The 14,088-nt window shown below is 66.8% G+C and carries 16 protein-coding genes and 3 tRNA genes; 17 read left to right on the forward strand and 2 right to left on the reverse strand.

The features are described from left to right. Positions 1-32 precede the first annotated feature (32 nt). The 14 genes from ACFRJ8_RS02750 to ACFRJ8_RS02815 all read left to right on the forward strand — a co-directional run bounded on the left by ACFRJ8_RS02750 (position 33) and on the right by ACFRJ8_RS02815 (position 8,558). Positions 33-105: transfer RNA gene (locus ACFRJ8_RS02750), tRNA-Glu, on the forward strand. A 114-nt stretch (positions 106-219) separates the two neighbouring features. Further along, positions 220-293, forward strand: a tRNA-Asp gene (locus ACFRJ8_RS02755). 48 nt (positions 294-341) lie between these two features. After that, a tRNA-Phe gene (locus tag ACFRJ8_RS02760) sits at positions 342-417 on the forward strand. A gap of 283 nt (positions 418-700) precedes the next feature. Beyond that, positions 701-1,159, forward strand: coding sequence for a hypothetical protein (locus ACFRJ8_RS02765; RefSeq protein ID WP_377984599.1), 459 nt, complete (start codon positions 701-703; stop codon positions 1,157-1,159). A gap of 218 nt (positions 1,160-1,377) precedes the next feature. Next, positions 1,378-1,914, forward strand: a complete 537-nt coding sequence (locus ACFRJ8_RS02770; RefSeq protein WP_377984600.1) for an Asp23/Gls24 family envelope stress response protein — start codon at positions 1,378-1,380, stop codon at positions 1,912-1,914. Next, the gene (locus ACFRJ8_RS02775) at positions 1,911-2,102 is read left to right on the forward strand and encodes a hypothetical protein (protein ID WP_091562601.1); all 192 of its coding nucleotides are present in this window, start codon (positions 1,911-1,913) and stop codon (positions 2,100-2,102) included. Before ACFRJ8_RS02770 ends, ACFRJ8_RS02775 begins: the two co-directional genes overlap by 4 nt. Then, a complete protein-coding gene (locus ACFRJ8_RS02780; RefSeq protein WP_377984601.1) occupies positions 2,099-2,482 on the forward strand; it encodes a hypothetical protein in 384 nt (127 codons plus the stop codon). Before ACFRJ8_RS02775 ends, ACFRJ8_RS02780 begins: the two co-directional genes overlap by 4 nt. Beyond that, positions 2,479-3,138, forward strand: a complete 660-nt coding sequence (locus ACFRJ8_RS02785) for a hypothetical protein (protein WP_377984602.1) — start codon at positions 2,479-2,481, stop codon at positions 3,136-3,138. Before ACFRJ8_RS02780 ends, ACFRJ8_RS02785 begins: the two co-directional genes overlap by 4 nt. Continuing rightward, positions 3,135-3,746, forward strand: coding sequence for a hypothetical protein (locus ACFRJ8_RS02790; RefSeq protein ID WP_377984603.1), 612 nt, complete (start codon positions 3,135-3,137; stop codon positions 3,744-3,746). The genes ACFRJ8_RS02785 and ACFRJ8_RS02790 overlap by 4 nt, the downstream gene beginning before the upstream one ends. 147 nt (positions 3,747-3,893) lie before the next feature. After that, positions 3,894-5,177, forward strand: a complete 1,284-nt coding sequence (locus ACFRJ8_RS02795; protein ID WP_377984604.1) for an ABC transporter substrate-binding protein — start codon at positions 3,894-3,896, stop codon at positions 5,175-5,177. A gap of 7 nt (positions 5,178-5,184) precedes the next feature. Then, on the forward strand, positions 5,185-6,222 hold the full coding sequence (locus ACFRJ8_RS02800) for a carbohydrate ABC transporter permease (RefSeq protein ID WP_377984605.1): 1,038 nt from the start codon (positions 5,185-5,187) through the stop codon (positions 6,220-6,222). Further along, complete coding sequence (locus tag ACFRJ8_RS02805) at positions 6,219-7,106, forward strand: carbohydrate ABC transporter permease (RefSeq protein ID WP_377984606.1); 888 nt, start codon at positions 6,219-6,221, stop codon at positions 7,104-7,106. The genes ACFRJ8_RS02800 and ACFRJ8_RS02805 overlap by 4 nt, the downstream gene beginning before the upstream one ends. A gap of 26 nt (positions 7,107-7,132) precedes the next feature. Beyond that, positions 7,133-7,387, forward strand: coding sequence for a hypothetical protein (locus ACFRJ8_RS02810; protein WP_277525471.1), 255 nt, complete (start codon positions 7,133-7,135; stop codon positions 7,385-7,387). Between the two features lie 103 nt (positions 7,388-7,490). Beyond that, positions 7,491-8,558 carry a LacI family DNA-binding transcriptional regulator gene (locus ACFRJ8_RS02815; RefSeq protein WP_377984607.1) on the forward strand — a complete coding sequence of 356 codons (1,068 nt, stop codon included), beginning with the start codon at positions 7,491-7,493 and terminating at the stop codon, positions 8,556-8,558. A 58-nt stretch (positions 8,559-8,616) separates the two neighbouring features. Here the strand turns inward: ACFRJ8_RS02815 and ACFRJ8_RS02820 are convergent, their stop codons facing one another. Beyond that, positions 8,617-9,531 (reverse strand): hypothetical protein, encoded by a 915-nt coding sequence (locus ACFRJ8_RS02820; protein ID WP_377984608.1) that lies wholly within the window; start codon positions 9,529-9,531, stop codon positions 8,617-8,619. 30 nt (positions 9,532-9,561) lie between these two features. After that, the gene (locus tag ACFRJ8_RS02825) at positions 9,562-10,368 is read right to left on the reverse strand and encodes an exodeoxyribonuclease III (RefSeq protein ID WP_377984609.1); all 807 of its coding nucleotides are present in this window, start codon (positions 10,366-10,368) and stop codon (positions 9,562-9,564) included. A 130-nt stretch (positions 10,369-10,498) separates the two neighbouring features. Between ACFRJ8_RS02825 and ACFRJ8_RS02830 the strand changes: the two genes are divergently transcribed. The 3 genes from ACFRJ8_RS02830 to mmsB are packed head-to-tail and all read left to right on the forward strand — an operon-like array spanning position 10,499 to position 14,086. Next, positions 10,499-11,998: a CoA-acylating methylmalonate-semialdehyde dehydrogenase gene (locus ACFRJ8_RS02830; RefSeq protein WP_377984610.1), complete on the forward strand. Its 1,500-nt coding sequence runs from the start codon at positions 10,499-10,501 to the stop codon at positions 11,996-11,998. Continuing rightward, positions 11,998-13,134: an enoyl-CoA hydratase/isomerase family protein gene (locus ACFRJ8_RS02835; protein WP_377984611.1), complete on the forward strand. Its 1,137-nt coding sequence runs from the start codon at positions 11,998-12,000 to the stop codon at positions 13,132-13,134. The genes ACFRJ8_RS02830 and ACFRJ8_RS02835 overlap by 1 nt, the downstream gene beginning before the upstream one ends. Beyond that, positions 13,127-14,086: a 3-hydroxyisobutyrate dehydrogenase gene (gene mmsB, locus ACFRJ8_RS02840; protein WP_377984612.1), complete on the forward strand. Its 960-nt coding sequence runs from the start codon at positions 13,127-13,129 to the stop codon at positions 14,084-14,086. The genes ACFRJ8_RS02835 and mmsB overlap by 8 nt, the downstream gene beginning before the upstream one ends. Positions 14,087-14,088: the final 2 nt, after the last annotated feature.

Here is a 14,088-nt window from a genome sequence, read left to right on the forward strand (position 1 = left end):
TGCCCTGATGTGTTCAATCGGATGGCGTCCTGGCCCCCATCGTCTAGCGGCCTAGGACACCGCCCTTTCACGGCGGCGGCACGGGTTCGAATCCCGTTGGGGGTACGCAAGGAACTGGTCAAACCGGATGGAAAAGTCTGGTAGGCTAAAGGCCTTGAAAATTTGCGGTAGCGATACCGCAGACAGCAAGAAACACGCAATACAAGCAGTAAAAAGCAAGGCCCTGTAGCGCAGTTGGTTAGCGCGCCGCCCTGTCACGGCGGAGGTCGCGGGTTCAAGTCCCGTCAGGGTCGCTCTGATTGCCGGAAGAAATTCCGGCCATCAAGGTGACATGTCACCTAGGCTCTGTAGCTCAGTTGGTAGAGCGTTCGACTGAAAATCGAAAGGTCACCGGATCGACGCCGGTCGGAGCCACCACTGGGAAGCATCAGTTCATTGAGAACTGGTGCTTTTCTTCTTTAACACCAGCTTTACTACCATCGGCTGCTCCGTAAGTGCCCTTCTGAGGGGTCAAAAGGGCAGTTACGGAGCAATCGACGGGTAGACCGGGGCCGCAGCGATGGGCCACCGACGGCGGCGACCGGTTGGGGGCCGGACCGCTGGCCGGGCTAGACTCGCACGCTGGGGAAAGAACACCAAGGCCGCCGGCAGCCCGGTCCGGGCAGGCGGCGCAATCTCAACCGAAAAGTGATTCTGCAACGTGATTTCGAAGAATATTGCCCGTCCTCTCACCGCCGCCGCGTTCCTCGCCGCCCTCGCCCTCGCCGGTTGCTCGGCCCCCCAAGCCGGCAGTGCGCCGTCGTCCGCGGCGAGCTCGTCAACTGCTTCGGCCTCCGCCACGCCGAGCCCCAGCGCAACGTCCGGCCCCTTTGGCAGCTTCTCCAGCGCCGCCGAGGCGTGCACCAAGATCTCCGAGCAGGCCACCGGCGCCACGCTCCTTCCGCTGTCGGCCGCCCAGGGCAAGACCGCGGAGCTGGAACAGTTTAAAGCGGACTTGGCCGAGACCGCGGAGCGGGTCCCGGACAGCCTCAAGGCCGACTTCGCCAATCTCAAGGAGGTGGCAGTCGCGGGCGTCACCGACCAGACTGTCTTCTCCAGCGGCAAGCTGCAGGCGGCCATGGCGCCCGTAACAACCTGGATCGCCACCAACTGCAAGTAGGGAGTCTGACCGGGCCATCGTCCGCACTGGCTCCCGGTTGATGCCGCGCCGCTGACCTGCGGACGCCAGCCCAGCTCCGGATGCCTGCTCCCCGATGCGCTTCGCCCGTTCCCATGGCCCCCACCTGCGGCGGCTCTGTGGGAACGGGCGCCGCAAGATTCCCCCGCGCGGCCCGAGGCAGGGACTAGGGTGGTGTCAAAGAGAAGGGGGAGTGCGTTATGGAATACCAGAATTCTCAGCCCGTTGCCGGACCGGTAGCCGGACCTGCGGCTGGTCCCGCGGCCGGTCTGCCCGTCGCCCGCCAGCACGTTGCCAATCATGCGGCCGGTCTGCCTGGTGACGGCCTGTCCGGGCCGGCCGGCACCGGCCGCACGGTCATATCGGAAGCCGCCGTCGCCAAGGTCGCGGGCATCGCCGCCCGCTCCGTACCCGGCGTCTACTCGTTGGGATCCGCCCCGTCACGCGCCCTGGGGGCCATCCGCGACGCCGTCGGCAGCGCCGATCACGCAGCGGGCGTCCGCGTGGAAGTCGGCGAAACTCAGGTCGCCGTGGACATCGATCTCGTCGCGGTGTACGGCACCCCCCTGCATGCACTCGCGGACCAGATCCGCGCCGCCGTCTACTCCGCCGTCGAGGAACTGGTGGGGCTCGAGGTGATCGAGGTAAATATCGAGATCAATGATGTTTACGTGCCCGGCCCGGCCAAACCGGCCGCGTCCGCCGAGGCCCGGCCGGTCAGGGAGGCAATCCAATGAGTCTGACGGTAGTGGGAATCGCCATGGGGGCCTTTGTGGCTTTCATGTCCTTCCAGTTCGGCGTCTGGGGCTTCCTCGGTGCGCTGCTCTTCATGGGCATCGGCGCCCTCTTGGGCCGCGCCGCAGAGGGGAAGCTGGACCTGCGCAGCGTGTTTGACGCCCTCACGGGCCGGCGTTCCTCCTCATGAACATGACGGCTGAAACGCCGGTCCGCGGCACCGCGTTGGCCGGGCACAACCGCATCAGCACCCAGGCCCTGACGAGCGTGGCCCGGGCGGCGGCGGGTGAGGCCCTCGGGGTGCCGGCGCACGATGTGCGCGCCGAATGGTCGGACGACGACGGGCTGCTCGCGCTCTCGCTGGTCATGCCCGTCGCGGTCCCGAACCTCACGATGGTCCTGCGGGATCCCGGCCGCATCGCTGGCTTTGGCGGTTCCATCTGGGACCGTGCCGTCGCGGCCAAAGCCCAGATCCTGGGCCGCGTGACCGAGCTGACCGGAGCCCAGCTGAGCCGCGTGGACATCCGCATCAGCGGGGCCACCATGCGCGGGGGAGGGCGGGTGCGTTGAGCCAGGACACCCAGAACGCCGGTCTCGGTTCCGGCACGCACGACGCCGACGCGGTGCCCGGGAGCGCGCCGCTAGGTTCCGGTGCCGCGGGCATGGAACGTATTTTGAAACGGGAGACGCACTCATCGCGGGCCGTCGTCTCCGTGATCGCGGCCGCCCTGGTGATGGCGGTGTGCGCTTATGCGCTGCTCGAGACCGGTGTCCGCGCGATCGGGCAGCCACCGTGGCTCGTGGATCCGCAGACCGCGGCCGAGCGGGTGGTCGCGCTCCCGGCCGGAATCGGGCCGCTGCTCCTCGTCGTCACGGGCGCCGTGATCGCCATGGTCGGATTGTTTTTCTTCCTTAACGCCGTGCTGCCCGGACGGCGGGCGCGCCACCTGCTCCCGGACCGCCGGGCCGCCGTCGTGGTGGACGATGAGGTGATTGCCGCGGCCCTGGCGCGCCGGGCCCGCCTGGCCGCCAACGTGACTCAGGAACAGGTGATGGTGGTCGTGTCGCGGAACCGGGTCATGGTCAACGTCCGGCCGACCTCCGGCGTGCCGCTGCGCCCGGACGCCGTCGTTGACGCCGTGCGGAATGAGCTGCAGGACATGGGCCCGTGGCCGATGCCGGAAGTGCGGATCCAGGTGTCCACGGCAGGGGTGGTGGGGGCATGAACAACACTCCCCGGGTCTTGAACCGCATCCTGATCGGCATCCTTGGCATCACGCTTCTGGCCATTGGCATCCTCTTGGTGCTGCTGGCGACCGTCCCCGCCGTCGGCGTGTGGTGGCATGAGTGGGCGGGCGGCGTCCTAAACTTCTGGCTCGATTTGTTCGAACGGACGCAGTTCCCCAGCCGCCAGGGTAGCTGGCTGTGGCTTGTCATCTGCTTTGTCCTGGTGGTGGTGCTTGGCCTGATGGTGGCCTGGATTGCCCAGCAGGGCAAGGGCCGGACCAGCCTGCTCGTGGCCGAGGAGGACCCGGGCGGCGCGCCCGGCAATGTCGGAATCGGCCACGGGGTGGCGGAGCAGATGCTCCGTGCTGCCCTCGCGGATCGGCCCGATCTCGCCGGCGTCATGGTAGCCGCCTACGAGATCAAGGGGGAGCCGTCCCTCAGGATTCGGGTGGAACCCCGCCAGGGCGTCGCCCCGCACGCGCTGGCCGCCGAGGTCTCCTCCCTGGTAGAGGCGCTCGACGCGGTGATCGGCAAGCGCACGCCGGTCCTGATCCACATCGGATCCGGGACGCGGTCGCGGTTTGGCCGGGCCGAGCGGGTCCGCTGATGCGGCTCATCGCCGCGGCCGCGGAATCTCCTTTGCATAAAGGTTGATGTAAACGCTTGCATCAACAGGGTCTGTTGATTACTGTGATGGTCGGCACACCATCAGTACGGCCTTTTTTCACCGGTACTCAGCGAGGAGCACTCCAGTATGAAAACCCGCAATTTCCTACTTCCCGTCGCCACGGCAGGCATTTTGGCTATCACCCTTTCGGCGTGTGGCGGCGGAGGTGGCGGCACTACCAGCGGCAGCGACGCCGCCTCGCAGGGCCTGGACGGGCGCGGCCCCATCACTTACGTTCAGGGCAAGGACAACAGCAACGTGGTCCGCCCGCTGATCGACAAGTGGAACGCGGCCCACCCGAACGAGAAGGTCACCTTCAAGGAGCAGACCGACCAGGCCGACCAGCAGCACGACGACCTCGTCCAGCACTTCCAGGCCAAGGACCCCGGCTACGACGTTGCGAGCGTCGACGTCGTCTGGACCGCGGAATTCGCTGCGAAGGGCTGGCTGCAGCCGCTCAAGGACAAGATGGCGCTGGACACCTCCGCCATGCTGAAGCCGACCGTCGAGGCCGCCTCCTACAAGGGCACGCTGTACGCGGCGCCGGAATCTTCCGACGGCGGCATCCTGTACTACCGCAAGGACCTGGTCCCCACGCCCCCGAAGACCTGGGCCGAGATGATGAGCATGTGCTCCATCGCCAAGACCAACAACATCGGCTGCTACTCCGGCCAGTTCAAGAAATACGAGGGACTGACGGTCAACGCCTCCGAGGCGATCAACTCGGCCGGCGGATCCGTGCTGGACCAGGACGGCAAGCCCAGCCTGAACACCCCTGAGGCGAAGGCAGGCCTCGAAAACCTGACCAAGGCCTACGCGGCCGGCGAGATCCCGAAGGAAGCCATCACCTTCCAGGAAGAGGAAAGCCGCCAGGCGTTCCAGGACGGCAAGCTGCTGTTCCTGCGCAACTGGCCTTACGTCTACAACCTGGCCACCACTGAAGGTTCCTCGAAGGTCAAGGACGTTCTGGGCATGACGGCCCTCCCGGGCACGGACGGTCCGGGCGCCTCGTCCCTCGGCGGCCACAGCGCCGCGGTCAGCGTCTACTCGAAGAACAAGGCCACGGCCCTGGACTTCCTGAAGTTCCTCACCACGCCCGAGACCCAGAAGTTCTTCGCCACCCAGGGTTCGCTCGCTCCGGTGATCGGCACGCTCTACGAAGACAAGGAACTCGTCGCCAAGCTGCCGTACCTGCCGGTCCTGAAGACCTCGATCGAGAACGCTGTGCCGCGCCCGGTTACGCCGTTCTACCCGGCCGTCACCAAGGCCATCCAGGAAAACGCGTACTCGGCCATCAAGGGCGAGAAGACCGTAGACGCGGCACTGTCTGACATGCAGAAGTCCATCGAGTCCGCTAGCGCGGGACAGTAGGTCCATCATGGCAACTGAAGTAGGCCCGACGTCGGTCAAGGCACCGGCGTCGGGCGGGGCACCGATCCACCACGCACCCAAGGGTGTCGGGGAGGACAACCGCATCGCGACGCAGGGGCGCTGGGCAGCATGGCTGCTGGCGCCGACTATCCTCGCATTGTCAGTGGTGATCGTTTACCCGATCATCACCGCCATTGTGATGTCATTCCAGAAGGATGCCGGTCTGGACCCCGCCACGGGTCTCTTCACTGAGGGTGGCCCGGCCGGCCTCTCGAACTACTACAACTGGATCTTCCAGCAATGCCCGGCTCCGGGCGGCGGAACCGTGGACTGCCCTCCCGGCACACTCGGGGCGCAGTTCTGGTCCGCCACCGGCACCACGTTCTTCTTCACCATCGTCACCGTGACACTGGAGACGGTGCTCGGCTTCTGGATGGCCGTCATCATGGCACGTGCCTTCAAGGGCCGCAGCCTGGTCCGCGCAGCTGTCCTGGTGCCGTGGGCCATCCCCACCGCCGTTACGGCCAAGCTGTGGCTGTTCATCTTCGCCTTCGAAGGCATCGGCAACAAACTCTTCAACACCACCGTCCTGTGGACCGGCAGCGAATGGCCGGCCAGATGGGCCGTGATCATCGCGGACGTCTGGAAGACCACGCCGTTCATGGCGCTGTTGATTCTTGCCGGCCTGCAGATGATTCCCGCGGAAGTGTACGAGGCAGCCAAGGTCGACGGCGCCTCAGCCTGGCAGCGGTTCCGGATGATCACCCTGCCGCTGGTGAAGCCGGCGCTCATGGTGGCCATTCTGTTCCGCACCCTGGACGCACTGCGCATGTTCGACCTCCCGTACATCCTGACGGGCGGAGCGAACAACACCACAACGCTCTCCATCCTGGTGATCAACCAGATCAGGCAGGGCTTCAACGCGGCGGCGGCGTTGTCCACCATCACGTTCATCATCATCTTTCTGGTGGCTTTCATCTTCGTACGCTTCCTCGGAGCGAACGTGGTGGAGCAGCAGACCGGCGCAGGTAAGGGGAAGAAATGACCGCCGCGACCGAACTACGCGCAGAGCAGGACCGGGGGCGGAAGGTCGCGCAGAACCGCGAGAAGTGGGCCCAGAGCCGCACCTACATCAGTGCGGTCGTGATCCTCTTCTGGTGCCTGGCGCCGGCTTACTGGATGGTGGTGACGGCGTTCCGCGACGTCGGCTTCACCTACGACACCTCGATCCTGCCGACCCACGTGACGCTCGACAACTTCAAGACGGCGTTCGACACGTCATTCGGCAACCACTTCGGCCAGGCACTGCTCAACAGCTTGTTCATCGGCGCCGTCGTCACCATTGTTTCGCTGGTGATCGGCGTGTTTGCCGCCTATGCCCTGGCCCGCTTGAACTTCAAGTTCAAGTACCTCGTCCTGGGCTTCATCCTGGGGGCTTCCATGTTCCCGGGCGTCGCCCTCATCACTCCGCTGTTCCAACTCTTCACGAACATCGGCTGGATGGGCACCTACCAGGCCCTGATCATCCCGAACATCTCGTTCGTGCTGCCGCTGACGGTCTACACCATGACCTCCTTCTTCCGGGAGATGCCGTGGGAACTCGAGGAATCGGCGCGGGTGGACGGCTGTACGCAGGGACAGGCCTTCCGGAAGGTCATCATGCCGCTGGCCGCACCGGCCATCTTCACGACGGCCATCCTGGCGTTCATTTCCTCGTGGAATGAATTCCTGATCGCCAGCCAGCTCTCGTCCGACGCAACGCAGCCCGTCACCGTGGCCATTGCCAGCTTCGCCGGTGCGCAGCCCAACCAGATCCCGTACACCGCGATCATGGCGGCGGGCACCATCGTGACCATTCCCTTGGTCATCCTGGTGCTGGTATTCCAGCGTAAGATCGTCGCGGGCCTTACCGCCGGCGCGGTCAAGTGAGGATGGCATCGAGTGAGGGATCCGTCATGACTGACGATCAGAATCTGGGCCACGTGCCGGCAACGCGCCGAAAGGTGCGCTCCGGCGAGGACTTCGACATCATCATCGGGTTCCTCGGCTTCTGGACAGTCGTGCTGCTGGTGGTCACCGTCTGGATGGAGGTGACCGCCCAGCCGGCCCTCTTCTGGGCACTGGGACTGCTGGCCATGCTGCTGGCCCTCTACGGGATGATCCGGCTGCGCCGGCGTTTGCCCGGACGGACGGCCAGCCGGCGCCGCTAGGCAGCCAGAGGCCAGGACTATTCATCCGCCGCGGGGGAGGCGGGCGCAGCACGTCTGCGGGCAGCCGACAGGCTTCCGCGGACCGTCAACAAGGGGACAAAAGGTGGCACGGACAGAAAGGGCGCAGCGCGGCGGCCACTCCGGCGTCAGCATTGAGGATGTTGCCGCCGCTGCCGGCGTATCCACGGCCACCGTATCCCGGGCCGTCCGCGGACTGCCCCGCGTTTCCCCGGCGACGCGGGAGAAGATCCTCGGTATTGCCGAATCCTTGGGCTACGTCGCCTCGTCCTCGGCGTCCGGCCTGGCGACGGGCCGGACCAAAACCATCGGCGTGCTGGCCCCGTTCGTCAGCCGCTGGTTCTTCTCCAAGGCCATCGAGGGGGCGGACCGGGAACTGCACTCCCGCCAGTACAACCTTTCCCTCTTCAACCTCGGCGGCCACGGCAGCAACCGTGAGCGGCTTTTCAGCAAGACCATGGTCTATAAGCAGATAGACGCCCTGCTGGTCCTCTGCATGGCGCTTACCCATGAGGAAATCGAGCATCTCCAGAAGATCGATATACCTCTGGTGGTGGTGGGCGGCCATGTCGAGGAATGCCCCTACATTGGCATTGACGACTACGCCGCGGCCGCCACCGCGGTCCGCCACCTGATCGGGCTGGGCCACACCGACATCGCGCTCCTGCATGGCGATGACGAAACCGACCTCAACTTCGACGTCCCCAGGGTCCGGATCCAGGCCTTCCACGACATCATGCGCGAGGCGCGGCTGCCCGCCCGGGCCGAATGGGACGTGTGGGGGGACTTCACCGTTCGCAGCGGCCAGGAGGCGTTCCGGCGGCTCTGGGCCGCCGACGGGCCCAAGCCCACAGCAATCTTCTGCGCCTCGGACGAGATGGCCATGGGCGTCATCTTCGAGGCCAACAAGGCCGGTGTGTGCGTCCCGGAGGATTTGTCGGTCATCGGCATCGACGATCACGACTTCGCCGAAGCCATGGGGCTCACCACGGTCGGGCAGCGGCCAGACCTGCAAGCCGAACTCGGCACCAAGATGCTGCTGGACGAGCTCGACGGAATTGCCGGGGCCGTGCAGTCCGCCGTGGCACCGCACCGGCTGATTGTGCGGACGACGACGGCGCCGCCGGTACGGGCATCCGCTCGGCTCCGCTAGCGGCGTTCGGCCGTAGTGGCCGTCCCGCATGGACTCCTGGGTTGCGGTCCGGCCTGGCTCAGGAAGCCCGGGCCAGTTGGCGGATCGGCACCCAGCGCGAGGCCAGCCGGCGGTAGGCCGCGGCGGCGCCGGTCATGTCGCCCTCCGCCAGGCACTCGATGCCGAGGCGCACGTCCAGTGGCGAATCGTCCGGGTAGACCTTGTCTGCCACGCCGCCGTAATCGAGTTCCACTGCCGAATCCGGGTGGAACAGCTCAAGCCATTCTGTGAGCTGGGTCAGGTCCTCGAGCATGTCGAGATCGGGTGCGGCGAGGGCCAGGTGCGCCACTGCGTAGCTCACGCGCTCCAGTGCCTTGCCGATGCCCGCACGGATGCGGACCGTCACAATGTGCCCCTCGGATTCGACGACGTCGGTGGGATCCGATTCCTGGAAGAGGCAGAACCAGCTGAAGGGAATGCCCCACGTGGACGCCCGGGTGTGGACCCGGCTCAGGCCATCGTGGGCGCGCACCTCATCAATGCGTTCCTGGTGCTTGTCCCGCTGCTCTTCCGGGATCAGGAGCTGGGCCAAGGGCCCGTGAATGCCTTCCATCAGGGCATTGGCGGCCAGCCCGGCGCGGAGGACCATCTGGCTGGGGCAGTACAGCAGCCGCTCGGCCTGCGGTGCGGCGGCCCCGGTGCCGGACGCGGCGGCGTCGAGCGCTGAGCCGGAGGATGCCCGCCGTGCCGGGGCCGGGACAACGCGCACGAGGTCCGTCCGGCCGGTGGGAAACGGGTCCCCGTCGGACCGGGTGATGCGGCCCAGGGACGCCAGGAGCTCGGCGTTCTCCACGGCAGCGCGGGACGCCTGGCCGACGCCGGCGGCCCGCAGGGTTTCCTGCTGCTTCTCGGGGAACGCCTCGAGGGGCTCGTAGATCCGGAGCGCGGAAGAGAACGGCAGCCCGGCCTGTCCGTGGTAAATGTTCCCCGTCATGGGATCACGACGCTTCCTGGGCGGCAGCCATCAGTCCGCCAGTTCCGCAAGCACCGGGGCGTGGTCCGAGGCGCCCTTGCCCTTGCGCTCCTCGCGGTCGATCATCGCACCGGTGACCCGTGCCGCCAGGGCCGGGGAGGCCAGAATGAAGTCGATCCGCATTCCCTCTTTTTTCGGGAAGCGGAGCTGCGTGTAGTCCCAATAGGTGTAGACGCCAGGTCCCGGGGTGTGCGGGCGGACCACATCCTGGAACCCGGCCGCCTCAAAGGCGTGGAAGGCAGCCCGCTCGGGCTCGCTGACGTGTGTCATGGCGTTGGCGCGGAAGAAATCGATGTCCCAGACGTCGTCGTCCTGCGGTGCGATATTGAAATCGCCCATCAGCGCGATCTGCGCCTGGGGGTCGTCCTTGACCCAGGTGCCGGCGTGGGTTTTCAGGATGTCCAGCCAGTTGAGCTTGTAGGGCATGTGCTCGTCGTCGAGGGCGCGGCCGTTGGGTACGTAGAGGCTCCAGACCCGGATGCCGCCGCAGGTGGCGCCGATGGCGCGGGCCTCCTGCACGGCGTCCTTGCCGCTCTTGCCGAATACCGGCTGGTCCAGGAAGGTGCGCTCGACGTTGTCGATTCCCACGCGGGAGGCGATCGCGACGCCGTTCCACTGGCTCAGGCCGAAGTGTGCCACCTCGTAGCCCATGCTCTCGAAGAGCTCCCAAGGGAAGTTCTCGTCCTTGCATTTGGTTTCCTGGATGGCCAGGACGTCACAGTCCGTGCGCTGGAGCCAGGCCTCCACGCGGTCGGCGCGGGCGCGGAGCGAGTTCACATTCCAGGTAGCTATCTTCACAGTCCCTAACTTACCGAACTTGGCCCCCGCACGAAGCAGCCGGTGGCTACCGTCCTCTGGAAATTAGTAGGAAGTCCGAGTATATTCGGCTGCAGAGATGATCTAGGTCACATGCAAGGAGCATTCGGTCATGGTTCGAGAACTATCCCATTACATTGACGGGCAGCGGGTGGACGGCACCTCCGGCCGGTTCAGCGATGTGTTTGATCCCTGCACCGGCGAGGTCCAGGCCCGGTTGCCGCTGGCCAGCGCAGAGGAAGTGCACAATGTGATTGCCAGCGCGGAAAAGGGGCAGGTGGAATGGGCTGCGATGAATCCGCAGCGCCGCGGCCGGATCCTGCTCAAGTTCGTGGACCTGGTCAACGAGCACCTGGACGAGCTCGCCACCCTGCTCTCCTCCGAGCACGGCAAGACCTTCCTCGATGCCAAGGGTGACATCCAGCGCGGCATCGAAGTGGTCGAGTTTTCCGCGGGCGCCCCGCATCTGCTCAAGGGCGAGTTCTCGGACAACGCCGGCACCGGCGTCGACGTGCACTCGATGCGGCAGCCGCTCGGCGTCGTTGCCGGCATCACACCGTTCAACTTCCCGGCCATGATCCCGCTGTGGAAGTCCGGGCCGGCGCTCGCCGCAGGCAACGCCTTCATCCTCAAGCCGTCCGAACGGGACCCCTCCGTGCCGCTGCGCCTGGCCGAGCTCTTCACCGAGGCGGGCCTCCCCGACGGCGTCTTCAACGTGGTCAACGGGGACAAGGAGGCCGTGGATGCGCTGCTGGAGGATCCCCGGGTCCAGGCCATCGGGTTCGTCGGCTCCACTCCCATTGCCCAGTACATCTACGCCACGGCCGCAGCCAACGGCAAGCGCGCCCAGTGCTTCGGCGGCGCCAAGAACCACATGGTGATCATGCCGGACGCGGACCTCGACATGGCCGCGGACGCCCTCATCGGGGCGGGCTTCGGCTCCGCGGGTGAGCGCTGCATGGCGATCTCGGTGGCCGTTCCGGTCGGCCGGAAGACCGCGGATGTGCTCGTGGAGAAGCTGCAGGCGCGGATCGCCGGGCTCAAGGTGGGCCACAGCCTTGCCAAGGATTCCGACTTCGGCCCGGTGGTGGCGGCCTCCGCGAAGGAGCGGATCGAAGGCTACATCGCCTCCGGCGTCGAAGAAGGCGCCAGCCTCGTGACCGACGGCCGCGGGCTGACGGTGGAAGGCTACGACGGCGGTTTCTGGGTCGGTCCCACGCTGTTCGACAACGTCACGAAGGACATGAAGATCTACAAAGAGGAGATTTTCGGCCCGGTCCTGAGCGTGCTCCGCGCCGAGGACTATGACGAGGCCCTTCGGCTCTGCAGCGAACACGAGTTCGGCAACGGCGTGGCCATCTTCACCCGCGACGGCGACGCCGCCCGCGACTTTGCCAGCCGGGTCCAGGTGGGCATGGTGGGGATCAACGTCCCCATCCCCGTGCCCATCGCGTACTACACCTTCGGCGGCTGGAAGGCCTCCGGATTCGGCGACCTCAACCAGCACGGGGCCGACGCCTTCCGCTTCTACACGAAGACCAAGACGGTCACCAGCCGCTGGCCTTCCGGCATCCGTTCCGGCAGCAGCTTCGTCATGCCGGAAGGCAGCTGATGGGGGCGGAAGTTTCGCGGGAAGCGGACAGCGGAGCAGCGGCCGGCGAACGCTTGCCCGGGGAAGCAGCGGAAGTCCTGTTTGAACGGCGCGGCAGCCTCGGCGTCGTGACCCTCAACCGGCCCACGGCCGTCAACGCCCTGACGGCCGGGATGGCCGCCGCGATGCTCGAACAGCTCAGGCTCTGGGCCGATGACGACGCCGTCGCTACGGTGTTGGTCCGCGGCGCCGGCGACCGGGGCCTCTGCGCCGGCGGCGACATCGTGGCCATCTACCGGGACATGCTCGACGGCGGGGACACCACCGCGGACTTCTGGGCGGACGAGTACCGGCTGAACCTGCTCATCTCTGAATACCCCAAGCCGTACGTCGCGTTCATGGACGGGCTGGTCCTGGGCGGCGGCGTAGGGATCTCGGCCCACGGCTCCGTGCGGATCGTCACCGAACGCACCCGCACGGGCATGCCCGAAACGACCATCGGGTTCGTGCCCGACGTCGGCGGCACCCTGCTGCTCTCCGGCTCGCCGGGGGAGACCGGCACCCACGCGGCCCTGACCGGCGCCCACCTGAGCGGCGCGGACGCGCTGTTCCTGGGCCTCGCCGACCACTTCGTGCCCTCCGCCAGCCTGCCTGAACTGGCGGCGGCGCTCGAGACCGAGGCAGCGGACGCCGCCGTCGCCCGCTTCGCCGAACCGGCTCCGCCGTCAGTCCTCGCCGCACAGCAGGAATGGATCGACGCCTGCTACTCCAGCGACGACGCCGAGGAGATCCTGCTCCGGCTGCGCACGGTGGGCGGGGAGGCCGCCGGCGCAGCGGACACCATCGAGGCCAAGTCGCCGACGGCGGTGAAAGTGGCCCTGGAGTCCCTACGCCGCGTCCGCGGACTGAGCCTGGAGCAGGCGCTCGAGCAGGAGTACCGCGTGGGCCTGCGCTTCCTGGCCGGACCGGACTTCCGCGAAGGGATCCGCGCCCAGGTGGTGGACAAGGACCGCAATCCCCGCTGGAAGCCCGCCACCCTCGCGGAAGTCACGCGAGAGGACGTCGCGGCCTACTTCGCCCCGCTTGGCGGGCGCGAACTGAAGCTTTCTCCGAAGCAGAAGAACACGGAGAAGAACAAGGAGAAGAACCATGTCTGAAGCAGGAGCGCCCGGAACCGGCCCCATCGCCTTCCTTGGTCTGGGGCACATGGGCGGCCCGATGGCCGTCAATCTGGTCAAGGCCGGCTACCGGGTGACCGGCTTCGACGTCGTGCCGGCGGCCCTGGACGCCGCCCGGGAGCACGGGATTCCAACCGCCGGGACGGCAGCCGAAGCGGCGGCGGGCGCCGCCGTCGTGCTGACCATGCTGCCCAGCGGCAAACACCTCCTCGATGCCTACCGCGGCACAGGCGGTGAGCCAGGCCTGCTTGAACTGGCCGTCCCGGGCACCATGTTCCTGGACTGTTCCACGATCAACGTGGACGAGGCCCGCGAGGCCTCGGAACTCGCGGTGGCGGCCGGTCACCGTGCTGTCGACGCCCCCGTGTCCGGAGGCGTGGTGGGGGCCGAGGCCGGGACGCTCACCTTCATGGTCGGCGCCCTCCCGGAGGACTTCGAGGCCGTCAAGCCGCTGCTGGAAGTCATGGGCAAGCGGGTGGTCCACACCGGCGCCCACGGCGCGGGCCAGGCGGCCAAGATCTGCAACAACATGATCCTGGGCGTCTCGATGATCGCCGTCAGCGAGGCCTTTGTGCTGGGCGAAAAGCTCGGACTGACCCATCAGGCACTGTTCGACGTCGCCTCTGCCGCCTCGGGACAATGCTGGGCGCTGACCACCAATTGCCCCGTGCCCGGGCCCGTCCCGACCAGTCCCGCCAACCGGGACTACCAGCCCGGCTTCGCGGGGGCGCTCATGGCCAAGGACCTCAAGCTGGCCCTCAACGCGCTCCAGAGCACCGGCGTCGCGGCCCGCCTCGGCCCCCTCGCATCCGAAATTTACGATACCTTTGCCGCGGAAGGCGGTGCCGGCCGGGACTTCTCCGGCATCATCACCGACATCCGTGACAAATCGGAAGCCGGAACATCAGAATCCGGCACGTCCGGGCACTAGTC

This window comes from Arthrobacter sp. NPDC056886 (assembly GCF_042788715.1).
Lineage (GTDB): Bacteria > Actinomycetota > Actinomycetes > Actinomycetales > Micrococcaceae > Arthrobacter.